General features: G+C 41.4%; 42 protein-coding genes and 1 tRNA gene. 6 read left to right on the forward strand and 37 right to left on the reverse strand.

From position 1 onward, the window contains the following. Positions 1-96: 96 nt before the first annotated feature. From ERX27_RS07525 to ERX27_RS07615, 19 genes are all read right to left on the reverse strand, one after another. Positions 97-525, reverse strand: coding sequence for a hypothetical protein (locus ERX27_RS07525; RefSeq protein ID WP_133432224.1), 429 nt, complete (start codon positions 523-525; stop codon positions 97-99). Continuing rightward, positions 525-794, reverse strand: coding sequence for a hypothetical protein (locus tag ERX27_RS07530; protein WP_133432225.1), 270 nt, complete (start codon positions 792-794; stop codon positions 525-527). The genes ERX27_RS07525 and ERX27_RS07530 overlap by 1 nt, the downstream gene beginning before the upstream one ends. Beyond that, positions 791-1,123, reverse strand: a complete 333-nt coding sequence (locus ERX27_RS07535; protein WP_133432226.1) for a nucleoside triphosphate pyrophosphohydrolase family protein — start codon at positions 1,121-1,123, stop codon at positions 791-793. Before ERX27_RS07535 ends, ERX27_RS07530 begins: the two co-directional genes overlap by 4 nt. Next, the gene (locus ERX27_RS07540; RefSeq protein ID WP_133432227.1) at positions 1,124-1,501 is read right to left on the reverse strand and encodes a hypothetical protein; all 378 of its coding nucleotides are present in this window, start codon (positions 1,499-1,501) and stop codon (positions 1,124-1,126) included. Continuing rightward, positions 1,502-2,017 carry a Holliday junction resolvase RecU gene (locus ERX27_RS07545; RefSeq protein ID WP_165983123.1) on the reverse strand — a complete coding sequence of 172 codons (516 nt, stop codon included), beginning with the start codon at positions 2,015-2,017 and terminating at the stop codon, positions 1,502-1,504. Between the two features lie 13 nt (positions 2,018-2,030). Then, positions 2,031-2,231: a hypothetical protein gene (locus ERX27_RS07550; RefSeq protein ID WP_133432229.1), complete on the reverse strand. Its 201-nt coding sequence runs from the start codon at positions 2,229-2,231 to the stop codon at positions 2,031-2,033. Then, positions 2,218-2,430, reverse strand: coding sequence for a hypothetical protein (locus ERX27_RS07555; RefSeq protein WP_133432230.1), 213 nt, complete (start codon positions 2,428-2,430; stop codon positions 2,218-2,220). The genes ERX27_RS07550 and ERX27_RS07555 overlap by 14 nt, the downstream gene beginning before the upstream one ends. 7 nt (positions 2,431-2,437) lie before the next feature. Further along, positions 2,438-2,620: a hypothetical protein gene (locus tag ERX27_RS07560; RefSeq protein WP_133432231.1), complete on the reverse strand. Its 183-nt coding sequence runs from the start codon at positions 2,618-2,620 to the stop codon at positions 2,438-2,440. Continuing rightward, on the reverse strand, positions 2,617-3,030 hold the full coding sequence (locus ERX27_RS07565) for a hypothetical protein (protein ID WP_133432232.1): 414 nt from the start codon (positions 3,028-3,030) through the stop codon (positions 2,617-2,619). Before ERX27_RS07565 ends, ERX27_RS07560 begins: the two co-directional genes overlap by 4 nt. 98 nt (positions 3,031-3,128) lie before the next feature. Continuing rightward, on the reverse strand, positions 3,129-3,398 hold the full coding sequence (locus ERX27_RS07570; RefSeq protein WP_133432233.1) for a hypothetical protein: 270 nt from the start codon (positions 3,396-3,398) through the stop codon (positions 3,129-3,131). Between the two features lie 155 nt (positions 3,399-3,553). After that, the gene (locus ERX27_RS07575; RefSeq protein WP_133432234.1) at positions 3,554-4,270 is read right to left on the reverse strand and encodes a hypothetical protein; all 717 of its coding nucleotides are present in this window, start codon (positions 4,268-4,270) and stop codon (positions 3,554-3,556) included. Between the two features lie 15 nt (positions 4,271-4,285). Beyond that, positions 4,286-4,684: a hypothetical protein gene (locus ERX27_RS07580; protein WP_133432235.1), complete on the reverse strand. Its 399-nt coding sequence runs from the start codon at positions 4,682-4,684 to the stop codon at positions 4,286-4,288. Positions 4,685-4,699: 15 nt separating this feature from the next. Beyond that, a complete protein-coding gene (locus ERX27_RS07585) occupies positions 4,700-4,969 on the reverse strand; it encodes a hypothetical protein (RefSeq protein ID WP_133432236.1) in 270 nt (89 codons plus the stop codon). Next, positions 4,966-5,241 (reverse strand): hypothetical protein, encoded by a 276-nt coding sequence (locus ERX27_RS07590; protein ID WP_133432237.1) that lies wholly within the window; start codon positions 5,239-5,241, stop codon positions 4,966-4,968. Before ERX27_RS07590 ends, ERX27_RS07585 begins: the two co-directional genes overlap by 4 nt. Further along, positions 5,241-5,498: a hypothetical protein gene (locus ERX27_RS07595; RefSeq protein WP_133432238.1), complete on the reverse strand. Its 258-nt coding sequence runs from the start codon at positions 5,496-5,498 to the stop codon at positions 5,241-5,243. The genes ERX27_RS07590 and ERX27_RS07595 overlap by 1 nt, the downstream gene beginning before the upstream one ends. Positions 5,499-5,511: 13 nt before the next feature. Continuing rightward, positions 5,512-6,021 (reverse strand): single-stranded DNA-binding protein, encoded by a 510-nt coding sequence (gene ssb / locus ERX27_RS07600; RefSeq protein ID WP_133432239.1) that lies wholly within the window; start codon positions 6,019-6,021, stop codon positions 5,512-5,514. Further along, complete coding sequence (locus ERX27_RS07605; protein WP_133432240.1) at positions 6,018-6,938, reverse strand: DnaD domain protein; 921 nt, start codon at positions 6,936-6,938, stop codon at positions 6,018-6,020. Before ERX27_RS07605 ends, ssb begins: the two co-directional genes overlap by 4 nt. Continuing rightward, entirely contained in the window at positions 6,931-7,215 is a 285-nt protein-coding gene (locus ERX27_RS07610; RefSeq protein WP_208001770.1) for a hypothetical protein, read from the reverse strand. Before ERX27_RS07610 ends, ERX27_RS07605 begins: the two co-directional genes overlap by 8 nt. Continuing rightward, on the reverse strand, positions 7,215-7,931 hold the full coding sequence (locus ERX27_RS07615; protein ID WP_133432242.1) for a BRO family protein: 717 nt from the start codon (positions 7,929-7,931) through the stop codon (positions 7,215-7,217). Before ERX27_RS07615 ends, ERX27_RS07610 begins: the two co-directional genes overlap by 1 nt. Before the next feature lie 119 nt (positions 7,932-8,050). Here ERX27_RS07615 and ERX27_RS07620 point away from each other — a divergent pair, with 119 nt between their 5' ends. Next, positions 8,051-8,245: a hypothetical protein gene (locus tag ERX27_RS07620; RefSeq protein WP_133432243.1), complete on the forward strand. Its 195-nt coding sequence runs from the start codon at positions 8,051-8,053 to the stop codon at positions 8,243-8,245. Here the strand turns inward: ERX27_RS07620 and ERX27_RS11415 are convergent. The 6 genes from ERX27_RS11415 to ERX27_RS07645 are packed head-to-tail and all read right to left on the reverse strand — an operon-like array spanning position 8,211 to position 9,581. Beyond that, positions 8,211-8,387, reverse strand: coding sequence for a hypothetical protein (locus tag ERX27_RS11415; RefSeq protein ID WP_165983124.1), 177 nt, complete (start codon positions 8,385-8,387; stop codon positions 8,211-8,213). The two genes, ERX27_RS07620 and ERX27_RS11415, sit on opposite strands and share 35 nt — an antisense overlap. Before the next feature lie 15 nt (positions 8,388-8,402). Continuing rightward, positions 8,403-8,615 (reverse strand): hypothetical protein, encoded by a 213-nt coding sequence (locus ERX27_RS07625; protein ID WP_133432244.1) that lies wholly within the window; start codon positions 8,613-8,615, stop codon positions 8,403-8,405. Then, positions 8,600-8,794: a hypothetical protein gene (locus tag ERX27_RS07630; protein ID WP_133432245.1), complete on the reverse strand. Its 195-nt coding sequence runs from the start codon at positions 8,792-8,794 to the stop codon at positions 8,600-8,602. Before ERX27_RS07630 ends, ERX27_RS07625 begins: the two co-directional genes overlap by 16 nt. Next, entirely contained in the window at positions 8,791-8,994 is a 204-nt protein-coding gene (locus ERX27_RS07635; protein ID WP_133432246.1) for a hypothetical protein, read from the reverse strand. The genes ERX27_RS07630 and ERX27_RS07635 overlap by 4 nt, the downstream gene beginning before the upstream one ends. Beyond that, on the reverse strand, positions 8,994-9,329 hold the full coding sequence (locus ERX27_RS07640) for a DUF771 domain-containing protein (RefSeq protein WP_133432247.1): 336 nt from the start codon (positions 9,327-9,329) through the stop codon (positions 8,994-8,996). The genes ERX27_RS07635 and ERX27_RS07640 overlap by 1 nt, the downstream gene beginning before the upstream one ends. Next, positions 9,330-9,581 carry a DUF739 family protein gene (locus ERX27_RS07645; protein WP_165983125.1) on the reverse strand — a complete coding sequence of 84 codons (252 nt, stop codon included), beginning with the start codon at positions 9,579-9,581 and terminating at the stop codon, positions 9,330-9,332. 150 nt (positions 9,582-9,731) lie between these two features. On the opposite strand from ERX27_RS07645, the gene ERX27_RS07650 reads away from it, so the two are divergent. The 5 genes from ERX27_RS07650 (at position 9,732) to ERX27_RS07670 (ending at position 13,670) form a co-directional block, all read left to right on the forward strand. Next, on the forward strand, positions 9,732-10,406 hold the full coding sequence (locus tag ERX27_RS07650) for a LexA family protein (RefSeq protein WP_243715877.1): 675 nt from the start codon (positions 9,732-9,734) through the stop codon (positions 10,404-10,406). Positions 10,407-10,444: 38 nt separating this feature from the next. Further along, positions 10,445-11,098 carry a hypothetical protein gene (locus tag ERX27_RS07655; protein ID WP_133432249.1) on the forward strand — a complete coding sequence of 218 codons (654 nt, stop codon included), beginning with the start codon at positions 10,445-10,447 and terminating at the stop codon, positions 11,096-11,098. A gap of 18 nt (positions 11,099-11,116) precedes the next feature. After that, positions 11,117-11,482 (forward strand): hypothetical protein, encoded by a 366-nt coding sequence (locus ERX27_RS07660; protein WP_133432250.1) that lies wholly within the window; start codon positions 11,117-11,119, stop codon positions 11,480-11,482. Positions 11,483-11,607: 125 nt separating this feature from the next. After that, positions 11,608-12,555 (forward strand): Abi family protein, encoded by a 948-nt coding sequence (locus tag ERX27_RS07665; protein WP_165983126.1) that lies wholly within the window; start codon positions 11,608-11,610, stop codon positions 12,553-12,555. Between the two features lie 71 nt (positions 12,556-12,626). Further along, on the forward strand, positions 12,627-13,670 hold the full coding sequence (locus tag ERX27_RS07670; RefSeq protein WP_133432252.1) for a tyrosine-type recombinase/integrase: 1,044 nt from the start codon (positions 12,627-12,629) through the stop codon (positions 13,668-13,670). A gap of 145 nt (positions 13,671-13,815) precedes the next feature. Here the strand turns inward: ERX27_RS07670 and ERX27_RS07675 are convergent. From ERX27_RS07675 to polX, 12 genes are all read right to left on the reverse strand, one after another. Then, positions 13,816-13,889, reverse strand: a tRNA-Arg gene (locus ERX27_RS07675). A 90-nt stretch (positions 13,890-13,979) separates the two neighbouring features. Next, on the reverse strand, positions 13,980-14,462 hold the full coding sequence (locus ERX27_RS07680) for a YfcE family phosphodiesterase (protein ID WP_239034496.1): 483 nt from the start codon (positions 14,460-14,462) through the stop codon (positions 13,980-13,982). Then, on the reverse strand, positions 14,459-15,043 hold the full coding sequence (locus ERX27_RS07685) for an XTP/dITP diphosphatase (RefSeq protein ID WP_133432254.1): 585 nt from the start codon (positions 15,041-15,043) through the stop codon (positions 14,459-14,461). Before ERX27_RS07685 ends, ERX27_RS07680 begins: the two co-directional genes overlap by 4 nt. Continuing rightward, positions 15,040-15,852, reverse strand: coding sequence for a glutamate racemase (gene racE, locus ERX27_RS07690; protein ID WP_133432255.1), 813 nt, complete (start codon positions 15,850-15,852; stop codon positions 15,040-15,042). The genes ERX27_RS07685 and racE overlap by 4 nt, the downstream gene beginning before the upstream one ends. Continuing rightward, positions 15,846-16,277, reverse strand: a complete 432-nt coding sequence (locus ERX27_RS07695) for a MarR family winged helix-turn-helix transcriptional regulator (protein ID WP_133432256.1) — start codon at positions 16,275-16,277, stop codon at positions 15,846-15,848. The genes racE and ERX27_RS07695 overlap by 7 nt, the downstream gene beginning before the upstream one ends. A gap of 77 nt (positions 16,278-16,354) precedes the next feature. Next, positions 16,355-17,119 carry a succinate dehydrogenase iron-sulfur subunit gene (gene sdhB, locus ERX27_RS07700; RefSeq protein ID WP_133432257.1) on the reverse strand — a complete coding sequence of 255 codons (765 nt, stop codon included), beginning with the start codon at positions 17,117-17,119 and terminating at the stop codon, positions 16,355-16,357. Beyond that, positions 17,119-18,879, reverse strand: a complete 1,761-nt coding sequence (gene sdhA / locus ERX27_RS07705; protein WP_133432258.1) for a succinate dehydrogenase flavoprotein subunit — start codon at positions 18,877-18,879, stop codon at positions 17,119-17,121. The genes sdhB and sdhA overlap by 1 nt, the downstream gene beginning before the upstream one ends. A 20-nt stretch (positions 18,880-18,899) precedes the next feature. Next, positions 18,900-19,514, reverse strand: a complete 615-nt coding sequence (locus ERX27_RS07710; RefSeq protein WP_133432259.1) for a succinate dehydrogenase cytochrome b558 subunit — start codon at positions 19,512-19,514, stop codon at positions 18,900-18,902. Positions 19,515-19,702: 188 nt separating this feature from the next. Then, positions 19,703-21,502 carry an excinuclease ABC subunit UvrC gene (uvrC, locus tag ERX27_RS07715; RefSeq protein ID WP_133432260.1) on the reverse strand — a complete coding sequence of 600 codons (1,800 nt, stop codon included), beginning with the start codon at positions 21,500-21,502 and terminating at the stop codon, positions 19,703-19,705. Between the two features lie 50 nt (positions 21,503-21,552). Then, a complete protein-coding gene (trxA, locus tag ERX27_RS07720; protein ID WP_133432261.1) occupies positions 21,553-21,867 on the reverse strand; it encodes a thioredoxin in 315 nt (104 codons plus the stop codon). Positions 21,868-22,046: 179 nt separating this feature from the next. Further along, complete coding sequence (locus ERX27_RS07725; protein WP_133432262.1) at positions 22,047-24,386, reverse strand: endonuclease MutS2; 2,340 nt, start codon at positions 24,384-24,386, stop codon at positions 22,047-22,049. Beyond that, positions 24,383-26,089, reverse strand: coding sequence for a DNA polymerase/3'-5' exonuclease PolX (gene polX / locus ERX27_RS07730; protein ID WP_133432263.1), 1,707 nt, complete (start codon positions 26,087-26,089; stop codon positions 24,383-24,385). The genes ERX27_RS07725 and polX overlap by 4 nt, the downstream gene beginning before the upstream one ends. Between the last annotated feature and the right edge of the window lie 21 nt (positions 26,090-26,110).

The raw sequence follows: 26,110 nt of genomic DNA on the forward strand, positions 1-26,110 counted from the left end.
ACCACGAGCCGAGAAGGCTCTTTTTTTATGTTCTTATTTAATCATTACCTGGTTGTTATTGATTGATGCCTTTATACCTTCCTGAATCTTCTTATGCTATTCATCCCCATTCTGATATTCAAATACATCGACATATTTATTAAGCCATTCAACCAGTCTGACTAAGGTCCTATAGGTGTCACGGTAATACTTATTATCCGGCAGAACACTCTCATCTAAGACTTTGTATTTCTGAATATCTTCTAGTTTGTAAATTACAATACGCCCAGTGATACCTTCTAAAAATACAGATAACCCAATTGATTTACCTAAATTACTAGCAAGGTCTCTATTTTCATAATATTCTCTGGCAGATACTGAATCATCACTTAGAGTCATCAAACCCTTTATAGATTGATTGAGTACTTGCCGATATTCACTCGGCTTCATCCGTTTCTTTTTCAATCGCTCACCTAGCCATTTGTAATGAGCGTCAACCGATTCCCAATTCATTCCGTCCATATAACTTACTGTTTCTGTATTCATTATTTATTCTCCTCTTTCCATCCGAATTGTTTATGAGCGTCTCGCTTCATCTTTCTGAGTTCAGACCGTTCCTCCCATTTCTTCATCATTTCTTTCTGGCGATGTCTAAACTCTGCCATCTTGAGTTCATTTTCTTTTTGAAACTGCTTATACTCTTTACGTGCACGAATGGATATGCCTACCATCAGTGCAACATATGCTGCAAAGACAACGATAGCTATGATAAGTATTAGGTCAATTATCGTGATCATCATATCTATAGGCGTCATTGTTCTTCCTCCCTGTTTATACTATCTTCCTGACTGAAACCTTCCGGGTACCGCTTCATCAGTTTATTGATATTCAACTCTGCAACTTCAGATAGTTCAATGCCGTTGACTGCAGCGAGGTTAGCAATATACCAGAGCACGTCGCCTAACTCCTTCTTCAGTTCCACTTGGTCAAGTTCGTGGCCATGGAAGACGTGCTTCTTAATCTGATCTGCTACTTCACCTGCTTCACCTGTTAGACCTAGTGCATAGTTAGTTAATGCATCAGATTGTGTTAATAATGAGTTATGTGTACGTCCTGCAAGTTCCTGATATTCGTTTAAATTCATCTACTCTTCACCTCGTTCGATATCTGACATATCCTTTAATATCATCAAGACTTCATGTTTACTGGTACGCCATAACTTACTTTCGTTTTCATCGTGTTCCCACGTTTCAAATTGTCCTTCAAGATATTTATATTTTTCTGCGGTTTTCTGCTTCAACCTCTCCCACTTCTCATCCGCCACATCAGCGCGTTTCTCAGCTTCATCAGCACGTTGTTTTTGTTGTTCAGCATAAAATTCTAATCTTTGGTTTACTGTCAACCATTCAGTGAATTCACTACTGCCAATTTTTGCTTTTAACATCCCTCTATCAAAGTCAAATACAGTTATTTCAGTTTTAAGATATGGATGGTAAAACTTTTCCCCGATTAGATTAACCATCTACTCCACCCTTCCCAGACTCTTTAGATAGTGATATCTGATATTCCACTCCGATACTATCGGTTCCTTGTTATCCTGGAACCACTGAAGCGGTATACTTGCTCTGTTGATTGTCTCCTGCAGCTCTTTAAATTCTTGAATACTGATCATGTATAGTTCATTAACTTCTCTGAATAGAACAAGAATAAATCCCAATCCGCCATATTTAGTGATGGATATTAGATAGTCAGCCTGGTGCTGTCTGATAGCTTTGAAGGGCAGATAATTCTTAGTGGTCTCCTTAGCATCAAATGCGACGAACATACCATCAAATACACCGATAAAATCCACTGTTGATTTACCTGAGTGATAGGCGCCTGTTATCTCCCCTTCACTCCATTTAACCTTTGTAGGTGTAGGTATATTCGTGATATGCGCTACACCTTTAGCAAGATACTGTTTGTTACTGATATCAATCAAGTTCTCAAGATACTTACCTTTATTCGCATTCTTACGATTCTTTATATATGATGTCATATAGAGATTCCTCCTATTCATCGTCCTCTTCAATTCTGTACAGTAGTCGCTTTAGTCCTCTTTTTCTAGCCACAGGTGCTGCCATATATGTTAATGTCTTTGCTGCAAGTCCCCATTTCTTTTGAAGTTGCTCCTTAGTTCCCAGGTCTATAAATTCGTCACCATCATAGAAAGCATACTCAGGTTCCGGACTATCCTCTTTACGTCGTCCCAACTTTCTTCCAAGCCTCCTTCAACACAGTGAAATCCTGATGAAAGGCGCCTTTGGGTATAGCGCCTGATACTTTAAGTCCTTTTATACCTGTATAGTAGATATAGTGTTTGTTCATTGCTGTCACCCTGTATTCGTCACCTGACTTTCTGTCCTCAATGATTGCACCTACTGACAGTCGCTTCTCCTCTTTATGCTGCATAGGCTGCCTACTTCAAAAATGGCGGTCTGAAATGACATTCGCCCTGATACGTTCCATTGTTTGTGTCATTGCTGTAATAGTCATCAATTGCATCCTCACCCTCAGCAAATGTCTGAGAGATGAAGCGGAGCAGTAACGCTGCTCCGCTGACTGTGACTGTTCCAAAGATGGTCAATGTGATTGCTTTCATCGTTTGAACCTCCCCGCTAACTTTTTAAATACACTGCTGATCTGCTCTATGCAAGGCTTAGACAGTTCAGATGGTATATAGTGCAGCAATCCTTTTGCAGGTTTATTGTTATCCGGCGAGATTCCCATATCAACTTCCAGACCAGGAACTACATGATTCGTACTTCTCTTTGCATCCTCTGAATGGATTTGTTGTCTTTCGTACTCATTAATCCACTCTTCGTCATTTAACTTGATCCATTTCTCAGTGTCCTTCAGCTCTGTCAGTGGCATAGGTAGACTATTTTTTGAGTTACTCACTTCTTGCATATCAGCATAGGGCTTTCGTTTATCGCGGTAGATACGCGTTACCTTAAATACCTGTTCGTTTATGACGTTCAGAAATACCTCACCCTTTTGAACTTTATTCATCCGATTCATCCCCCTTAGCATTCTCTGCCAGCTGTTCCGCTGACTTCTTGACTGAGTCATTAAATCCGGCCATGTAATCATCAGATGTGATTGTTGTATTAGATGTCTCCATCAGTCATCCACCTCTCCTTTGCTATCATTAATTTCATAAAGGCATCACTATACATTCTCTCGTTGAGCTTATAGGCAACTATGTCCCATGTATCTGCTTCAATGATCTGGTTATCCATCGTTTCTGATATTACCAGCTGTTTGATTGTGCCTTTATCACTCAGCTTATAAGTACACTGCACATAACGTCTGTAGCGCTGCAGTATCTGGCTGGCATATCGGCTTAATCCATATTGTTTAAATGCATCCTGCTTCATACGTCCACTACTTTCCGAGTAATTCTTTTATTTTGTCGAGACAGTCTTTCTCTGTCCTTTTATCGTTTGAATGATGCATGTTAAACTTGATGCCTCCAATATTCATGTTGATAAGTTGTTGATAATTAATGACAGGAGCATGAAGCTCCTGTCTGTTAACTTAAGATAGTGACGTTCTTACGGTCGATGTTCTCTCTGAGGTAATCTGCGATTGATTTTCTGGCCATGTTCTTCCATGCTCCGCCATCTGCTTCAAATAATGCTGCCTCAACGCCGTTACGTCCTTCACGTAAACGGAAGACAAACGCTGATTCCGGCTGAGCCACTTCAGTGAATGTTCTGAATGGTTTCAGATGGACCGGATTAGGCACCTGTTCACTGCCGACTGTGGCGATACCTTGTCTGACTTCAACGCTCTGTGTGATGCCGTTATCACTCTGGTTACGTACGTTTTCGCTGCGAATGTTACCGACGAGTCTTAATACGTTTGCTGTTTCTTCATTAGGCACGAATACTGACTGCATCTGTACGTTGAACTCTTCTAGCTCCAGATAGCTACCTAATGTCACTGCAGGCAGTTCCGCTTCCACCACTAAGAACTGATCACGGTCAGCGTTATCGTTCAGCTGTCCCATGACTTTCACTGTGCGGTGGTCATGGACAACAACTGATAGTTTTACCTGCTCCTGGTCTGTATCAAAGTCGCTGTTGAGATAATCAACAAGTCCACTCAGTGTTGCAATCTTGAATGCAGTTGCTGTCGGTTCAGTTACTTCCTGTAGTCGTTCATCAACGATTAAAAATGTTCTGTCACCCACTCTGTATTGTCTATTGGTATGTTGTGCGATATACTGCATAGCTTCTTTAATCATTTTTCATTCTCCTTTTTAGTTGAACATCGAGTTCTGTTTGATTGGTGTCACTTTTTTCTGGTCCACTGGCTTGCCGTCATCTTCTCTCACTGTGCCTTTGTCATCAAAATAGGTCTGGTCCTTAATACCTGATTTAAGTTCTTTTGCCACTGCCACCCCTTTCTCATCTAATCCAGTCATCATCTTGATTGGTACCGGCTTACGTGACTGAAGTGATGTCTTAGCCTGGACATCCAGGAAGAGAATTTCACGACTTTCGTCAGATGCAATTGATATCTCAAGTGTGACCTTCCGTTTCTTTTCGGGATCTGTGTTAAGGTCGTGAATGTTTTCCAGTACTTTTGCGAATGCATCATCAAAGCGTTCCTGAACTGCACCGTCTGCGAGTGTTGATAAATTGTTTTTAGTATTCATCCTTTTATCCTCCTGTTATTTAGCATAATCACGCATCACTTCGAATAGGTCCGGTTGTCTGCGGCTTCTTGTATCTTTACTTTTAGTTTTCAGCTGCTCTTTATAATAAAGATTGTTACGTTGCATATAATTAACTAACTCACTATCTCTCATGTATTCCATCTGAGGGTGTTTATCGCTACAACCGACGAACTGCACACCGCTTCGCATCATGATTGTATTAGCTGCGACTGTACCGTCCTGCTCGTATAACCATTTGTTATGGTCACTGTCAGTTCTGTTCATCTATCTTCCTCCTCAATTTTGTAGCTGCCATTTAATTGACTGACTTGCACGTCCTTCAGTGTGTACAATTGGTCCCCATCATCGTCATAATCATCTGTCTCGATGACTTCTGCGTACTTTATAACCTTGCTTATAGCAAGGACTTGTTCTGCAACCTCCGGCATGTAGTTATCAAAGTAGTTCCGCTTCCACTCATCGTATAAAACCTGTGCCTCTTCTAAGGTTTCGTACTCTCTGCAATTTCCTCCAAACAAATCTGATACGATATACACTATATAAGCCCCCTATTTCTTTTTTCTATTCTCGGCCATTCATATTTATGAAAGACGTCCAGTGGCCATGACAGCCAATACTTCTCCTGGTCATACATGTCTATAAAGAAACTCTTCAAGACCTTTGTTTGATAAGTTACGCCTTCAGGATAAAGAGTTTGCCAGGTGATATTGATGTCATCTACATCGATAATCTTTAGTATTAAATCGTCATTACGAGCACCGTATATCTGCCCCCGTTTAATTTCAAATTCCATTTACATCCACCAACTAGAACGGTAGATCATCATCACTGATGTCTATCGGTCCTTGTTGATTTGCAAATGGATTGTTGCCTGATCCTGGTGCCAGGTTGCCATTGTGTTGTGGGTTCTGATTCTGACTAGGTGAAGCGGTCCGTCCACTAATATCGTCTCTGTATGCTTCTTCAAAATCTTCGCTCTTTCTTTCTTGGTTTGCTGCTTTAGGCTCAAGGAATTGCACTGAGTCACACACAACCTCTGTGACGTACACTTTGCGTCCTTCTTGATTATCATAACTACGTGACTGTAATCGTCCGTCTACGCCAGCGAGTGAACCTTTGCTCAGATAGTTATTAACGTTCTCTGCCTGCTTCCGGAAAACAACACAGTTGATAAAATCTGCTTGTCTTTCACCATTCGCATTTGTAAAAGTTCGATTGACTGCCAGTGTGAATGTGGCAACTGCTACGCCAGATGGTGTCACTCTGTATTCAGGGTCCTTAGTTAAACGTCCGACAAGTACAACTCGATTAATCATTCCTGTACCCCCATAAATGACCACATGTCTTCTGATTGATTCCGGAATGCGTCCATCTGTAATAACTGTTCTGGCGTGTATTCTTTAACCGACTCAACTTTCACTGTGGTTGTATCATGTCGTTCTTCGTATCGTTTTGCCTGTTCAACTGTCGTTATACGTTTTTTACGCCAATCATTAAGCAGATGGTCGATGAAAGTGTAATTGTAATTATTCTTGAGTGATGATCTGTATATCGCATAAAGAATCAGGTCTTTTCCGTATGCCTCAAAATCTTGTTTAAGTTTCTGATTTACATTTGGTGGTGGGTTCATCTGAATATTTTCTTGATATGAGTTGTATACTTCTTTAAATTCATTGTCAGTGGTCGTCGTTACACTATCTATCTTATTCTCACTATTAATATCACTACGACTACTGTTACTTATAAGATTGTTATTCTTATTATTGTTATTTGTAATACTGTTATTTGTAATACTGTTATTCTTAGTCCCTACGTTTTGTCCCGTTACGATTTGTTCCGACACGTTTTGTTCCGGTACGATTTGTAACGGTACGTTTTGACCCGATAAGGTTTCATTATCATCAAGGGTTACCGTATCGTTTTGACCCGATAACCCTTGATGATTGATGTGGTATATATTGTTACTGAAACCACTATCTCTTCTATTACGCTTAATAGTCAGATAACCAGCATCTTCAAGCTGTTTACGATACTTCTTGTATCTTTTTTCGCTTACTTTTAGTTCATGGCATATAAGGTCAACACCAGGGAATGCAACGCCATTTGAACCAGCATAAGAAGACAAATAGCTATATAATGCTTTTGCTTCAATGTCTAGGTTCTGGTCTTTCATCACATTCTTGAATACTAGGCCGTAACCACTAACGGAACTTTTTAATATGTCCTCAGTCATTATTCATTTCCTCCAAATTATTGTTTAATATAAATGCTTCTACATCTCTCAGCGCGTCCCTGAGATAGCTGTAATGCTCTTCTGATACTTGTTTGACCTTTCCTACACCATCCATACCGAATCGGGCTGTTGAGACCACCCATGCACTCTGAGTAAGCACTAACATAAACTTATAGTCGCCCTTAGTGAGAACCCATTCCTGCAGCAATGACTTTGACGGGCATTCCTTGAAGTCAAACTGATTAATCAGATCAATGTCTCCATGCATCGTAACCATCACATCACCGCTTCCTGATTCCTAGTGATAGCTTTTTTAACGTCCTCTATGATGTCCGTACCTGGTTGCCATTTTTCTAAATAGCTGACCGCTTCGTCATACTTTTTGAGCGGAAGGCTTTGATAGTTGGGTATTTCAAAATATCTTTTAAAGTTGCTCCATACAGTCGCGAACAACTTTTTGTTAACAATCTCCCAATCTTCTTTGTGATCGTTAAAATACTTCTTGCGTGTTTCCCTCACTGTCTGACCCACCAGTGACTTAATATGCTTACTTTCACCCGGTCTGATTAATAAGTCATTCTCAATCGCTGTGATCCGCTCATCCAGTTCTGTGTGCCCTTTAGCAACAAGTTGAATCTGTTGTGATGTTGAAAGTGGTTTTGGGATATACTGACCGGTTTGACGGATTTCTTTTAGCACTGCCTTAACCCGCTTCTTAAATTGCTTGGCAATCGGCTTGCGCGACTGCATGAGTACCTCATACATGCCGTCTTCTGTTAAAAACCATTGTTCTTGCTGGCCCTTTAATGCGTAAGGATTGTTTACGCATTGCTTCTCGTCCTCATCCACACTATTAATCATCATTCGTGGATTGCTATGCTCTATCCAGTCAGCGACGTCTTTGGCTAAAAATAATGGCTCATCAAACGTTCCGTAAATTTGAAACTGGTTGTTTAAAATATTTTGATTGCTAATTACTTGAATTTGATTCATGTTATAACCTCCATGTGTTATAATTACGTTGTTAATTTAATTAATTGCTTGTTAGACACCTGGTTGCTCTCCAGGTGTCTTTTTTATTGGTATAATCTCCTTAGTAAGGAGGTGACATAATGGGAAATATTAAGTTTGATCCACAATTATTTGCAAATGCATATTTAAGTAATTGCGACTTAGACGATATTGAACATAGTTCAGAAGAAGATAGAATAGACTACGCATTTTCAATCTATCTTGCAGCGTTTAATCACGCATTGGAATTTATTGAAAGTATTAAAAATGATGACGAGATAGATGACGAGTCTTAAGATATAAATCTATAGCTTCTCTAGTTATAGTTGTTTCTTCTTCATTTTTAGTTATCAATTCTGTTTGATTCCTAGCTCTCTTAATCTCCTCCGCCAAGATGATGATTAAGAGGGCTATTTTGATTGCCTGCAGTTTCTTCATGCCTTTCACCTCCCCTCAATACTTTCTGTGACGAATTTCAATCCATCCACCTTCGTCATCTCTAAACTGAGTGAACACGACATCAGCACCTTGCTCCTGCAAGTCCAAAAGATTAGCAATATATTCATCTCTTTCATGACTGCCGAACCAGTAAATCGTTGTCTCCGTCTGGTCGTATGTCAGATGCTTCTTACGCTTGCTAAACCATTCAGTTATTTTACTGACCATCCCCATGCCTCCTTTGTCAGATGGCCGATAGCAGCAAATAAACATAGTGTTAAAATAAGAATCCATCCAGGACCGCTTGTCTGTTCAATAACTGATGAATAGGCAAGTGCAAGTACCGTTACTAAACTAATGGCTCCTGATGCAATTAACACCACTAGAAACTGAGCTATGTTTTTCATTTTGTTATCCTCCCTTTAGTTGTAAACCCAATCTTTTCATTCGCTGGGAAGAAGTCAGTTTTATAAACTTCTACTTCATCAGCATTGCGATCGTATGCTTCGTTTATCCTTGAAACATATTCATTCCACACGCTGCGAGGTAATCCATCGATGATCGACAGAAGGACCTTGAATCCAAGTTCTTTTAATTCTTTGTCCATCAACTCGTCCTCCACATTTTTTTCTCACTCAGTACAAGTGTCTTGTTCTCGTTCCACCACTTCGTCATCTTCTTAGCATCAATCAGATATGGATCTCGATTGGCTACCGGATATTTCACAACGCCATGTTCTTCGAAAAACTCTTTATACGGTGGATGATTAAGGAAATCTTTTGCGAGATCCTTACTTTTGAAAGGAAATAAAGAATCTTTGCGAAACTCGTCTAATGTCCATTCATTGCTTGATGAAACCATGTGATTTTCACCAAGCATCAAGGACATTTCCTTTCTAATAAACTCCTTCACATCATCAGATAGTTCGATTGTGACTTTCATTTAACCTCCCCTCCCTTTTAGTTCGGTTTTCTGTACAAGTGGTGTAAAAAAATAAGGGCCTATTTCTTCAGCAGCAATAAAAAGAACTTTAGATATTCTTCTCATATCAGTTTGAGTGAAAGCGACCTTATTATTTAACTTTAAACTCAATGAGGTCCTACCTATAGAAGCAGATTTAGCAAGGTTATCCTGACTAAAACCACACTCTTTCATTCGAGATCGAAGTTTTTCGTAATCAAATACTTCTTCCATCGATTCATTCCTTTCTGTTCGGTTTTCTGTACAAAATAAATTTACCATACTGTTTTTGTCATGTCTATAAAAATGTTCAGTTTTCTGTATTTTAATGTTGTGTTACTTAACAAATGATGGTAACATATCAGCGTGGAGGTGTTCAGAATTATGAACAATTTTCAAATGAGACTACAGCAAATTCTAAAAGAGAAAAAAATTTCTCAAGCTGAGTTATCAAGAAGAAGTGGAATTGCAAGAAATTCTATAAGCGATTATTTAAAAGGTAAATACGAGGCCAAGCAGGATAAAGTGTATTTAATTGCAAAGGCTTTGAACGTAAGTGAAGGGTGGCTTATGGGATTTGATGTATCTCCAGAACGTTCTAATTCACTCGTTTACGAAACATCTCCTGAACGATTAATTTTTCCTGAAAAAGATGAACAAGTTATTAATGCTATAAAAATACCAGTACTATCTAAAATATCAGCCGGACTGCCTATCTATAGTGAACAAAATATAATTGAACATGCTTTTATGCCTGCTTATCTCGAGAAGCCAGGGAAAGAATATTTTTATCTAAAAGTATCAGGAGACAGTATGGACAAAGAATTTAAAGAAGGCGATCTGGTTTTGATTGAAAAAGATTGTCCTATCGAATCTGGTCAAATAGGTGTCGTAATCATTAATGGATATAATGCAACAGTTAAAAGAGTTAGATACCAAGATGATAAAATTTTACTCTTGCCAGAATCGAATAATCCAGAACATTTACCTCAAACGTATACGATGGACGACACTGTTCGTTGTGTTGGAAAAGTTGTTTCTGTGCAAAAATTTTATTAATAAATATAATCAGCAAACGCTGGGGATGGAGTTTAAAAATGAAAAAGACAATGGTTTTAACATTATCTACTGCTTTATTATTAGGGGCTTGCGGAAATAATGATGATGAAAAGAAGGAAGATAAAGAAGTAAAAACAGAAGAGAAAGCTACAACCGAAAAGCCAACTACTGAGAAAGCCACTACAGAAAAACCTACTACTGAAAAAGCTACAACTGAAGAGATCACTACTGAAGAAGTAACCACAGAACAACAGACAACTGAAAGTGTTACTACTGAACAAGCAGCGGCAGCTCCTGTAACTACAGAAGCACCTGCAGTTAACTTCAATAATGTTACAGACCGTGCCACTCTTGAAAGCATCGTGTACGGAAACTATTCAGAAATTGACAAAGTAACTGCTTATAAAAGCGCAGTCGCTAATGGTGTAATCCCACAAGGAAATGTGATGGAAGGACCAGCTTCTAAAGCTTATGAAAGTTCTCTAAGAGTAGAATCTGGCGCAGAAAAATCAATTTACGATGGTGCACCTCAGACTGAAGAAGATTATAGCGATCCTTACGAAACTACAGATATGTATCAAGCACGAGCTGACTTGGATACTCAATATCAGAATGGTGAAATCACGAAAGAACAGTATGACCAATGGGTTGCTGAAATGGACCAACTTATACAGAGTCAAGGTAATCAATAACAAATAGGAGATATAGAAATGGAAAAAATTATTGGCGTGGCTGGATTTATAGACGACTTCAAAGTTATCATATCTGCCGGTAATGTTGATGGCATACAGGAAGGCATGGAGTTAAGCATACTTTCTTCTAAAGGTGAAGACATTCGTGATCCATTTAGCGGAGAAATTTTGGGGCGTATACCTCATATAAAAGCTATGATAAAAGTTATATTGGTTCAAGACAGGTTTTCAATTTGTGTTATCAAGGATCAATATCTGCCTGCAATTGCTTTAGGCAATGCAAATATTAGTTTTTTTAAACAAAGATTTAAATTTGAAGGAAAACCAATTGAAAGAATGGTAACAGATGAGCCGATTAAAGTTGGTGACATAGTTGAAATTTAATAGCTTATATGTTATATTATATGCATTGAAAGCCCTCACCAAAGTGGGCCGAAAATTTAGATTCAGGCCGAATCACCCTAATGCATATAATTGCATTAGGGGTTTTTTCGTTTATGGAGGTTTGTATGCCTAATTTCCTTACATACGAACAGCAAGTTACTAAATTAGAGCAGTTAGGCATAGTCGCTGCTTCGACATCAGATGTTATACCTGCTATTAAGTTCCATGGTTACGACAAAATAGTTACTGATTACATCAAAACATTAACAGAAACAGAAACAAACATCCCTTTTCGCACTGTCGAATCACTTGTATTGTTCGATTTTGATTTACAAACACTTTTATTTAAATATATTATCCAATCTGAAACTACCTTAAAAACTCTCTTCAGTCATAAAATCGGTCACAAGTTTGGAATAAAGAAATCAGAATATCTGAACCATAACAAATATCAAAACCCTAAGCCTGTGGAGAGGCGGATTGAATTTATTAATAATAAGTTCGTGAAGCGAAAATCTTTCTCTAAAGATCCTTTCGCGAAATATACTGATGAAGAAAATATACCTCCGTGGTTGTATTTCTCACAGGTAGATTTAGGTGATTTCATAAACTTTTACAGTGAAATTGATATTGATATAAAGCAAGATATCGCTAAAGACTTAATTACACAAAAAAAAGCCATGCTTATATCAGATAAGAATGAACTAGTTATCTCAAGTATTAAATTTATGCATAGCTTCAGAAACAAAATAGCTCATGGGCAACACTGTTTTAGTTTTAATACAAATAAGAATATAAAATTTGATAATATTGCTGCATTAGCCTCAAGCGAAGTTATTTCCAGTACTGAATATAGTAAGCTTAACGAAAGAATCTATATTCTTTTATTATTAGTGATAATCATCAATCCTTATAAGCTTATAAGAGATAACTTTATTTCTGATATAAATATCTTATATGATTCATATCACAATAAATTCGGTAATGAATTTATACAATACTTTCATTCCGTTTCCGGAATTCCAACCGACTACAAATATAGATTAGATGTATTAAATCGTTCTCTTTGGTGATGGGTATTTTTATACCCATATTTTTATATCGAGTAACAGAACATACGTTCCGATGAAAGGAGGTGAAACTAATGAAGATAACTAAGAGAGGCTCAAAATGGCAATATGACTTTCGTTACGATGGTGAAAGATTTCGTGGCGGCGGTTATTCGTCAAAACGTGATGCTCAGTACGCAGGCAACGAAAAATACAATCAGCTTTCAAGTAATATCAGATTAGATAGAGAATTGACTTTTGCAGATTACTTCAAAAAATGGATCGAGACAAACAGATATCATACAGTAACGCCCAAAACTTATAAATCATATAAGTCAGCCCTTAAACACATTGAAGACCATTCTATTGGCTCTGTGAGACTTAAAGACCTGACCCGTCATAAGTTTCAGGAGTTTATCAATGAGTACGCTAAGAGCCATGCTAAAGAGACGATAAAGAAGTTCAAGGGTTACTGTAATGCCTGTTTTGAAAGTGCTGTATTTGAAGGCCTGATGATCAAGAATGTTAACCACAACATTACTTATACGCCAGGGACCGCTTCGAAACATGAAGACACAAAGTTCATTCAGATGAAAGACTATGAAAAGGTTAAGGCTCAACTAAAGAAGTCAAAGAGTCAATCCTCTCTATTTCTTTTTGTCATGCTGATCACTGGTGCTCGTTTCTCAGGTGCTGCAGCACTGAAACGAGAACACATTGATGAACTTAAATCGACCATCTTTATTGATGAACATAAGACTGAATTATCTCCACGTACTTTAAGCATACCACGAGAAGACCTCAGACACGTCATACAGGGCATAAATAATATTCCGGTACAATCTGACGGAAAAGTATTTAAGCTTTCCTATGAGGCGGTTAACAAGCAAATGAAACGTGTCTGTACTCAACTTAATATCGATGAAGTCACATCACACGCTCTGAGGCACACACACTGCTCATATTTGTTTGCTAAGGGTTTAAGTATCGAATATATCTCAAGACGTCTAGGACACGCTAATGTGGCCACTACGCGTGAGATATATCAGCATATGTTCAAAGAGACTTATATTGATGAAGATGCTAAGGCAATGGAAGTACTTGGTTCTATGGGCAAGAAAAAGAAGACAGCTGGATAAGCAGCGTGACCATCTTGTGACCACGGTGACCAAATTGTGACCAAAACTATGGTTTTAAATAGTTTTAAATAGTTTTATAAATAAGAAAAACCCTTTAAAATCAAGGGTTTTAGCCTTAAATGATTTTAAAAGGTTTTATCTCTAGCGTCCTGGGAGGGATTCGAACCCCCGACCGACGGCTTAGAAGGCCGTTGCTCTATCCAGCTGAGCTACCAGGACTCCATTTCAAGACAAGATTAATTATAATCAAGTTTGAACTGGAAAGTCAACAACCTTTTTTTGCGTTATTACACCTTTAATAGCAGAAGGTTAACCCTTCAGCTGCTCTTTTGCATAGATACGGTGCTGCTGATCATAAAAAGTGAGTAAATCATCTTCTATAACAAGATAGGTTTCCGGCTCTTCGCTTCTCGACTGGGCGATACTGCCCGGATTGATACAGATGATCCCGTCAATCTCTTCTATTTTACGGACATGGGTATGACCGTAAAATGCGAAACGGCAACCAGCCGCTTCTGCTGCTTCTGCGAGCTGTTCTCTACCCGCATTGACGCTGTAAAGATGGCCATGTGTCAGAAATGCACCTTGTTTATCTTCAATCACAGCCGTCTTATCAAACCACGGTCCATCACAGTTACCCATCACAGCAACGTAATCTCTTATCTCAGGATTCTCCCTTGTAAATTCAGAATCTCCTAGATGAATATAATAATCAGCATCGTGATGGATGGATTTGATATCTGTCAGAATATTGGTCATGCCATGATTATCGCTGACGACGACCCACTTCATGATGTCTGTCCCTCCAAGTATTCTGTCAGTTTATCGATAGCTTTACGACGATGGCTGATTTCCGCTTTTTCTTCTGACACCAGTTCAGCCATGGTCTGGTCTCTTTCAGGCAAGTAGAAAATAGGATCATAGCCAAAGCCATGTTCACCGCGCTCTTCTTCAGCAATGACGCCCTCCACTTCACCTCGGAATGTCTGTGTCGGATGTCCAGGCTCGCTCAGTGCGATGACACAGACAAAACGCGCAGCTCGCTCTGATTCACCTTGCAGGTTCTTCAGCAGCAGCTTGATATTAGCCGCATCATCTTTTTCTGTCCCTGCATAGCGGGCAGAGTAAATGCCGGGTGCTCCGTTTAAACTGTCCACAGAAAGTCCTGAATCATCAGCTATCACTGTCTTGCCGAGCAGATGACTTGCCGCTTCTGCTTTCAGTGCCGCATTCTCTTCAAAAGTGGTGCCTGTCTCTTCTACATCAAAATCAGGCAATAAGGTCGTGATGCCGATGACATTGTGTTCAGGGAAGATATGCTTGAAGTCGTTGATTTTACCCTGGTTTCCTGTTGCGATAACGATATCTTTCATTTCAGTTCCTCCTCTAAATTAATGGACTGGACAATGAGCTCCGGATCTTCCAGCCATTCGCGTGCGACACGTGTAAATTTCTCTGCATCCCCGTTGACATAGAACTCATGATGCTTTTCGCTCGAATAAGCGGCATGTCCTTGACTGAACGTCAGAAGTGCACTGACTTCTCTTGCTGTTTCAAGACCGGACGAGATAACCGTCTTTTTTCGATTAAAGTAATCCTCAATATACCCTTTGAGTAAAGGATAATGTGTACAGCCTAATATCACTGTATCAGCTGGATCAAGCCGCCATTCTTTTAAAGTCTGGTGAATGACGATATTCGTCACAACCGGATCATTATAGCCGATCTGTTCGACTAGCGGAACGAAGCGCGGACAGCTGACACTATGGACATCGACATTCGGATTGATGGCCTGAATCGACTTGCGGTAGGCATCCGACTTCACTGTTCCTTCTGTCCCGAGAACAAGAACATGACCGTTCGTGGTTGTCATCAGTGCAGTTCTGGCACCCGGCTCTATGACGCCGACCACTGGGATGGAGAGCATCTCTTGCAGCGGCTTAAGTGCAACTGCTGTCGCTGTATTGCAGGCAATCACCAGCATCTTGATGTCTTTCTTCATCAGGAACTGAGCAAGTTCAATCGTGAACTGCTTGACTTCTTCTCCGCTTCTCGGACCGTATGGACATCTAGCCACGTCTCCCAGATAGCAGATACTTTCGTTCGGCAGCTGACGCATGATTTCTTTTGCAACAGTCAGGCCACCCATGCCGGAATCAATCACACCTATCGGCTTCATGATGAGGCCTCCATTTTATCAAACAATTGCTTGATGACTTCAGCCGTCATCATCTGTTTGTCTACTGGAATATCTGCCATCAGCTCATTTAAAAACTCCTGCCGTTTAGAAATGACTTTATTGATAATCTCAATACTCTTCTGCTCGGGATAAAGATTGACTTTACGCTTGTCCGTCGCGTCTTTTTCTCTTCGTACACACTCTTTTTTGATCAGCTGATCGACCATTTCTGATGCTGTAGAGACGGCAATACCCATCTTCGACGCCAGCTGACCGACTGTCAAAGGTTCTTCATGTATCCACTGCACAGCGATAAACTGAGTATCTGACAGTTGATAAGCCTGCAGCTGACTGCGCCCAGACTTCTTAATTCGATCTGCCAGATGACGGAGATGAAACTCCAGTGGAATAATCACTTCTTTATTCATCTTCAATTCCTCACTTCCTATTCATTACTATCATAACAAAAAAAGAGACAGGCGAGAATTCTCACCTGTCGCTCTGATTAATTCACTTGATAGTCTGAACCGAAGAAAGATTTGAATAACTGGAAGTTTGCTGAACGGTTCATTGCTGCGATACTTGTTGTTAAAGGAATCCCTTTTGGACAAGCTTTGACACAGTTCTGTGAGTTACCGCATTCAGCTAGACCACCGTCACCCATTAACGCATGAAGACGCTCATCTTTATTCATCTTACCTGTCGGATGCAGGTTGAAAAGACGAACCTGTGAAATCGGTTGTGCACCCATGAAGTCTGAGTTTTTATTAACGTTCGGACATACTTCAAGGCAGACACCACATGTCATACATTTAGATAATTCGTATGCAGTCTGACGTTGTTTCTCCGGCATACGAGGTCCTGGTCCGAGATCATATGTTCCGTCAATAGGTACCCATGCTTTGACACGTTTTAAATTATCGAACATTTTAGAACGGTCTACCTGTAAATCACGCATCACAGGGAATGTCGCCATCGGTTCCAGTCTGATCGGCTGCTCCAATGTATCAATGATAGCAGAACACGACTGACGTGCTTTACCATTGATGACCATTGAGCAGGCACCGCAGACTTCTTCTAAGCAGTTCATATCCCAAGTGACAGGTGTTGTTTTCTGGCCTTGTGCATTGACTGGATTACGCTGAATCTCCATCAAGGCAGCAATGACATTCATATTAGGACGGTAAGGAATGACGAATTTCTCATCATACGGATTTGATTCGGGATTCGCCTGGCGTCGGATAACAAGTTCAATCGTTTTTTCTGCCATTAATGTTTACCTCCTGATTTAGAGTAGTCGCGGACACGTGGTGGAATTAAGCTCACATCCACGTCTGCGTAATTGAAGATCGGCGGATTTGTCGCACCGTCAAATGTCGCCATTGTTGTTTTCAGCCATTCTTCATCATTACGTTTCGGAAATTCCGGTTTGTAATGGGCACCACGTGACTCATTACGGTTATAAGCACCGATTGTCATGACACGTGCCAGCACAAGCATGTTCCATAACTGACGAGTGAAGAAGACTGCCTGGTTGCTCCATGTCGCTGTATCTTCCATATCGATATCCTGATAACGTTTCATCAGTTCAACAATTTTCTTATCTGTTTCAAGTAATTTATCATTATGGCGGACTACTGTGACGTTAGCCGTCATGATTTCACCCAGTTCCTTGTGCAGCTTATAAGCATTCTCGCTGCCGCGCATGCTCATGAGTGCATCAAATCGGCGTTGTTCTTCGTCTACTTTACGTGCAAAGACTTCGTCAGAAATATCTTCATAAGACTTTTCGAGATCTTTAACGTATTTAATGGCATTCGGTCCAGCCACCATACCGCCGTAAATAGCAGATAACAGTGAGTTGGCACCTAAACGGTTACCCCCATGCTGAGAGTAATCACACTCACCCGCAGCAAATAGACCTGGAATATTCGTCTGCTGATCATAATCTACCCACAGACCACCCATAGAATAATGAACAGCCGGGAAGATTTTCATCGGTACTTTACGTGGATCGTCACCTGTGAATTTTTCATAGATTTCGATGATACCGCCGAGCTTCACATCAAGTTCATGCGGGTCTTTATGACTTAAGTCAAGGTAGACCATGTTCTCACCGTTAATACCAAGCTTCTGATTCACACAGACATCAAATATTTCACGTGTCGCAATATCACGCGGCACTAAGTTACCATAGTCAGGATACTTCTCTTCTAAGAAGTACCAAGGCTTACCATCTTTGTATGTCCAGACACGACCGCCTTCACCACGTGCTGATTCACTCATGAGACGCAGTTTGTCATCTCCAGGAATCGCTGTCGGGTGAATCTGAATGAATTCACCGTTCGCATAAGTCGCGCCCTGCTGGTAGACAATCGATGCAGCAGAACCTGTATTGATCATAGAGTTTGTTGATTTACCGAAAATAATACCAGGGCCACCTGTTGCCATGATAACTGCATCAGCAGCGAAAGATTTAATCTCTGAATTCACTAAGTTCTGCGCCACGATACCACGGCAGACACCGTCGTCATCTTTAACGATGCCGAGGAATTCCCAGCCTTCAAACTTTGTCACAAGACCGTCTACCTCGTAGCGACGAACCTGCTCATCAAGTGCATAAAGCAGCTGCTGACCTGTTGTTGCACCTGCAAATGCTGTACGGTGATGCAGTGTGCCACCGAAACGACGGAAGTCAAGTAAACCTTCTGGTGTACGGTTGAACATAACACCCATTCTATCCAGTAAGTGAATGATGCTTGGTGCTGCTTCAGTCATCGCTTTAACAGGCGGCTGGTTTGCCAGGAAATCTCCCCCATATACCGTGTCGTCAAAGTGAATCCAAGGTGAATCCCCTTCACCTTTCGTATTGACTGCACCATTGATACCACCTTGTGCACACACTGAGTGTGAACGTTTAACTGGCACTAAAGAAAATAGTTCTACGTTTGTATTGTGCTCAGCTGCTTTAATGGCTGCCATTAAGCCGGCAAGACCGCCTCCGACAACAATTACTTTACTGTTTGCCATATATATGCCACTCCCCTAAATTAAATAAATGCGATTAAAGCTGTAAATCCTAATGCTGCTACGAGTACAAACACCGCAAGTGACACATATGTCATGATACGCTGTGATTTCTCGCTTTGCGTAATTCCCCATGTCACGGCAAATGACCATAAGCCATTAGCAAAATGGAAGATCGTGCTTAAAAGACCGATTGAATAAAACGCGATCCAGAATGGATTATTGAAGATGTTGTGCATCATCTCATAGTTGACATGTGCATCATGCAATGTAACCTGGACACGTGTCTGCCAGACGTGAACAGCGATGAAGAAGAATGTGATGATACCTGAAGCACGCTGCAGCAGGAACATCCAGTTACGGAATGTTGAATAATGTCCGATATTATTTTTAGCTGTAAACGCAATATAGAAACCATAGATGGCATGGAACAGGATCGGAATGTAGATAATCACTGTCTCCAGCAGCAGTTTGAGTGGTAATCCTCCCATAAAGTCAGATGCTCTGTTAAAACTTGCCTCACCATATACTGCGAAGTGGTTTACGAATAAATGCTGAATTAAAAAGACACCAATCGGTAACACACCTAGTAATGAATGAAGCCTGCGTATTGCAAATGATTGTTCTGAATTCGCCAAGCGAAGTCCCCCCTAATATTTTCTGATAAATCATCACAAACTATTGTACGCTTAAATATAGGTCAAATCAAGAAACCGATTACATTTTGTTGTACAGTATGTGAAGTTTAATATATGACAATTGTATCATTAATTTTAGATGGATTGTTTATGATAATTATTCTCAATAAAAGTAAAAAAACAGCCCCTCAGGACTGTTTTTCTGTCTGTTCATTTAATGTCTCTAAAATCAGAGTTGCCGTCCCTTTCGGAATACCGATAGCAGTCAAATCCTCCTGCTTGGCTTCCTTGATGCGTTTAGTCGAGCCGAAGTGCTTGATCAGCTGCTGCTTACGCTTCGGACCAATGCCTGGAATCGTATCCAGCTGTGACTGCAGCCCTGTCTTCTGTCTCGTCTGCCGGTGGAATGTAATCGCAAAGCGGTGGACTTCATCCTGAATCCGCTGCAATAGATAAAAGGCCTGACTTTTCTTATCAAGCGGAATAATATCCGCGTTGTCGCCGTAGAGCAGTTCTGCTGTCTGGTGCTTGGCGTTTTTCTTCAGACCGGCAACCGGTATATCGAGACCGAGTTCATCCTGCAGGACACTGGTCACGATATTCATATGACCTTTACCACCGTCGACAATAATGAGATCCGGCAGTGGCAGTTGTTCTCGTAATACGCGCGTATAGCGACGTCTGACCACTTCTGCCATTGACTTATAATCATCTGGGCCCGATACTGTCTTAATTTTATATTTACGATAGTCCTTCTTGCTTGGTTTACCATCGACAAAAGAAATCATAGCAGAGACAGGGTCGACACCCTGAATGTTCGAGTTATCAAATGCTTCGATACGGATAGGCGTCGGTATACCCATCGCTTCCCCGACCTCTTCAATCGCTTTGATTGTCCGGGATTCATCACGCTTGATGATTTCAAACTTACTGGACAGTGCGATATCTGCATTTTTAACAGCAAGGTCAACCATCTCGCGCTTCTTGCCGCGGACAGGCTGAACAATCTTTGTGTCTACTACAGAACGGATGACATCGATATCCAGACCCGGCTGGATATGGACTTCACCCGGCAGAATATGCTGATCCAGCTGATAAAACTGACCGATAAAATTATAGAACGCGTCTTTCGGGTCTTCCATCAGCGGAATCATCGTGACATTACGTTCAATCAGATTACCCCGTCTGATAAAGAAGACCTGGACGCACATCCAGCCTTTATCCACACTGTAACCGAATATATCACGCACTGTCATATCCGCTGTCATCATCTTCTGCTTAAACATCAGGGATTCAACATGACTGATGAGGTCGCGATACTCTTTTGCCTGCTCGAAGTTCAGCGCTTCACTCGCCTCTGCCATCTTCACTTTAAGGTCTTCAACAATCGTCGTATCTTCACCGTTCAGAAACTGACTGACTGTCTGTATCATCTCCTGGTATTCCCGTTCTTCTACATCATAGACGCACGGGCCGAGGCACTGGCCGATATGATAGTAAAGACATAACCGGTCCGGCATTTTGTTGCATTTTCTAAAAGGGATGATGCGATCGAGCAGTTTTTTAGTTTCCTGCGCCGCATAAGCATTCGGATAAGGTCCGAAGTACTTACCTGTATTCTTTTTGACCTGCCTTGTCACAAAGAGTCTAGGGTGCTTCTCTTTCGTGATCTTGATGAACGGATAACTCTTATCATCTTTCAGCAGGATATTATAGCGCGGATAATGCTTCTTGATCAGCGTCAGTTCCAGCAAAAGCGACTCAATTTCTGTACTCGTGACGATAAACTCAAAGTCGCGGATCTCTGCGACGAGCCGTGTCGTCTTCTCATCATGTGCGCCTGTAAAATAAGAACGCACGCGATTTCTTAAGTTCTTTGCTTTACCGACATAGATGATTTCATTCTGCCGGTCTTTCATCAAGTAACAGCCCGGTTCCATCGGCAGGACTGCGAGCTTATGCTTGATTCTGACTTCATATTCTTCCATTTCTTCACCACACTATTCCAAAAAAAAAGAGCCGAAGCTCCTTTTTTCAATTAAAAATGTTTTTCAAGTACTGACTGTAACTGTTCTTTAGGTTGGAAGCCAACGACTTTATCAACTGCCTGACCGTCTTTGAAGACGATTAATGTTGGAATACTCATCACTTCAAACTTAGCAGCTGTTGCCTGGTTGTCGTCCACGTTTACTTTAACGATATCCGCTTTACCATCAACATCGCCAGCTAAATCTTCTAATACAGGCGCGATCATTTTACAAGGTCCACACCAAGGTGCCCAGAAATCGACTAAAGTTACGCCTTCTTTAATTTGTTCTTCGAAATTTGCATCAGTTGCATTGATTAATGCCATGTTTATTTCCTCCTCAAAGTACTATTTTTAAGAATTATAGCATGCAGTTATTTATCCGTCATGCGGTTTGCTCACGACGCGAGAATCAGGTAGCCGACGCCGGAAAGGAGCATGACGACTGCCACCACAATTAGCACAATAGCAAGCTTATACATATCAAAATTCCACATCATATCCTCCTATTTCAGTTCGACCACTGTGACACCAAACCCACCTTCAGACGGCATACCGCCTCTGAATGATGCCACAACCTTAGAACGCTTCAGATAATCCTGAACGCCTTTTTGCAGTGCACCGGTTCCTTTACCGTGAATAATCGTGACCTGACTGTAGTTGCTGAGCAGTGCCTGGTCAAGGTAACTTTCCAGTCGCTGCAGGGCATCCTCGTAACGCTCACCGCGCAGATCCAGCTCCATCTTAATCGTCTGACGATTGGCATGAGGCACAACCCGAATCTGCTTCTCTTTTTCAGGTTTTTCTTTTTTAAAGTCTGTCAGCGGCAGCTTCATCTTGATGATGCCCATCTGAACCACTGCCTCGTCTTTATCAATGCTTAAAATGACACCTTTTTGACCGTAGGACAGCACTTTAACATGATCACCGGCCACAATTTTTTCCGCTTCCTGCTGCTTCGCCTGTTTTTTTAGCGTTGCTTCATTATAAAGGTTTTTAAATTTTCCTTTACGCTCAATCAGTTCATTCTCCTTAATCGACTGATGCTCACTGCGTAGATTCTTCAGATCCTTGATAATAGCATCTGCATCTTTTTCAGCTCTCTGAACGATATCATTCGCTTTCATCTTCGCATTTTCAACCAGCGTTTCTTTCATCTGCTGGTAAGATTCGAATTGCTCGGACAACTCTTTATGAAGGGCAGCGGATTCCTGTTTCAGACGTGCCATTTCTTCGCGGTCATTTTCTGCCTGTCTTGTGTTTTTCTCAAGTGCTGATATCATGTCATTGATTTCGATATTGTCCATATGAATCAGCTGACGTGCATTTTTAATAATAGACAAGTCGAGTCCGAGTTTTTTTGAGATTTCAAAGGCATTACTCTTCCCTGGCACACCCATCAAAAGCTTGTAAGTCGGGCTTAACGATTCCACATCGAATTCCACGCTGGCATTCATGACACGATCCCGGTTATAGCTGTAGGCTTTCAGTTCCGGATAATGCGTTGTCGCCATCGTCATGACATCCGCTTCAAGACAGCGGTCAAGGATGCTCATCGCAAGCGCTGCTCCTTCAGATGGATCGGTACCCGCACCGAGTTCATCAAAAAGCACGAGACTCTTATCATCCATCGATTTTAATATAGAAACAATATTGATCATATGACTCGAGAACGTGGACAGTGACTGCTCAATAGACTGTTCGTCACCAATGTCACAGAAGACATCGTTAAAAATGCTGAGACGGGCGCCAATTCCTGCTGGTATCATCAGACCGGACTGATTCATCGCAATCAGAAGACCGACTGTTTTAAGTGTGACAGTTTTACCCCCGGTGTTCGGTCCCGTGATAATCACAGCATCAATGTCATCGCCGAAGATGATGGAATTTTTGACGACGGTTGCAGGGTCTAAGAGCGGATGCCATGCAGACGGCAGTTCAATCGCGCGTTCTTCTGCTGTCTCAGCGATGACCCCATTGATGGAATGGCCGTATTTCGCTTTAGCCAGCTGGAAGTCCAGTTCACCCATTACTGTTGTAATCCAGTCTATATCGTGCTGCGCTTCCGCTACAAAGGCAGACAGTTCATACAGTATGCGACTGACTTCCTCGTTCTCGCGCGCCGTAATTGTATTCAGTTGACTGCTGAGTTCTACGATACTGTTCGGTTCAATATAGAAAGTCTGTCCCGAAGCAGATGTATCGTGGACAATACCTGGAAAGTCCTGTTTATATTCACTGCGGACAGGTATTACCTGACGGTCATTACGGATGGTGACAATGGCGTCAGACAGTTTCTTCTGGTTAGCCTGTGAACGAACGATACTGTCAAGCTTCTCTTTAATCCGCCGATTAATCGTTTTTTTCTGCTGCCGGATATCATAAAGGGTTCCTGAAGCATTGTCATACAGCATCGTCTCATCACATTTTGCGTCTATTTCATCGCTGACGTGCGACAGAACAGGAAGCTGCTGGAACCGGGCACGTAGAAGCGGCAGTTTAATCTCACTGTCTTCTGTCATATTCAGCAGATAAGTCTTGTAGCGATTGGTAACACGGATATTATTCTTGATACGGTTCAGTTCAGTCACACTGAGCATGGAACCGATACTCGCTCGTTTAGTCAGATGTTTCACTTCTGTCAGTTTACTCATGCCAGGTTCACTTGCCTGCATATGAATGATTCTTGCCTCGTCCAGTTTCTCAAGCTCTGATTCAATCCAGCTGACGTCAGATTTCGGTTCAAGTTCACTGATCAAAGCCGCACTGACTTCATTCTGACTGTAAGTCGCGACTTTCTCTATAATAAGGTGGTATTCCAGTATATTTAATGCTTTCTGATTCATGTTGTTTTTCCTTTCTGCAGCCAGTCATGGAATGCTTCGCGAGTGAGCGTATTCAGTACTTGCTCACGTTTCACATGACCTTTGATGGCTGTCCCGACACCATACTTCATAAACTCCAGATGACTTGTATGGTGCGCATCTGTATTAATAGCGAGCTTGATGTCTGGATACTGTCTGATGACTTCTGCACTCAGGTCCAGACGCATCGGATTCGCGTTAATTTCAAGCACAGTGTTCGTCTGGCCGGCTACTTCAATCAGCTCTGCCATATTGACTGCATAACCTGAGCGTCTGCCAATAAGCCGTCCCGTCGGATGGGCAATCTGACGAACGTATGGATTCTGACAGGCGTTGATCAGGCGCTGCATCGTTTCTTCCTCTGACTGATTGAAAGACTGATGGATCGCTGCAATGACATAGTCAAGCTCTTTTAAAACATCGTCCGCATAATCAAGTGTACCGTCCGGCAGTATATCCATCTCAATACCGCTATAAATATCAATCTCACTGTAAGCCTGATTAAGTTCTTTGATTTTCTGATTCTGTGCCAGCAGGCGTTCAACGGATAGTCCGTTCGCTACTTTTAAACTTCTGGAGTGATCCGTGATGGCCATATAGTCGTAGCCTTTTTGTATGCAGGCTTCTATCATCTCCTCAAGCTCAAACGCACCGTCACTAGCGGTTGTATGCATATGAAGGTCGCCTCTAATGTCCGACAGCTTAAGGATTTCTGACTGCTCCACTTCAAATGCCGTCACATCATCACGCATTTCCGGCGGTATATAATTCAGCTGGTAATGCTTATAGATGGCTTCTTCTGAATCATACTGCTTGAGAGTGCCGTCTGCTAAAGTGATGCCGTATTCATTCACTTTCTCGTCACGTGCTTTAGCCAGCTGGCGCATCTTGACGTTATGTTCCTTGCTGCCCGTAAAGTGATTCAGCATCTGTACAAAGCCTTTGTCATCTGTAAAACGGAAATCGACGCCCGATTCAAGATCATCCATCTTGACCGTGACAGAAACTTTTTCCTGACCGCTGACTTCTATATGCTGAATAAAAGTGAACGCTTCAATCTCTTTTGCTGCTGCCAGCGCATCATCAGTGACGACGATATAATCAAGATCCTTACTCAGCTCTTTCATACGGCGGTGACTGCCTGCGACAGCAAACCGTTTAACATGCGCTGCTTCTTCAAGCGTCTGATTGATAAAACCTGTCAGCTTAACTGCTTCATGAATCGTTATATGCTCTTTCTTCGTCTCAAGATCCTGAATGCCCTGCAGGATGGTTTCTTCTGTTTTTTTGCCGAAACCCGTAAGACCGCTGACTGCATGACTCTCGCATGCTGCTTTTAATTCATCTATCGTTGTGATATTCAGTTCCTTGTAGAGCTTAACGATTTTTTTGGCACCGAGATTTCTGATTTTCAGCATCTGAATATGACCCGCAGGCACCGCTTCTTTCAGTTCCTCAAGCAGACTGGACTCACCAGTCGCGCGATATTCATTCAGTACTTCAGAGACTCCTTTACCGATACCGGGGAGCACGGTAAAATCCGCCAGTTCATCTATCGGCACCTGCGACTGTTCTAAAGCAGCTGCAGCTTTACGGTAGGCGGATACTTTAAAGGTGTTCTCACCTTTAAGTTCCATATATAAACCGATAGTTTCCAGTAACTTGATATAGTCTTTCTTTGTCATTTAATGACCTCCAAAATAAAA

Source organism: Macrococcus brunensis (genome assembly GCF_004359615.1).
Taxonomy (GTDB): domain Bacteria; phylum Bacillota; class Bacilli; order Staphylococcales; family Staphylococcaceae; genus Macrococcus; species Macrococcus brunensis.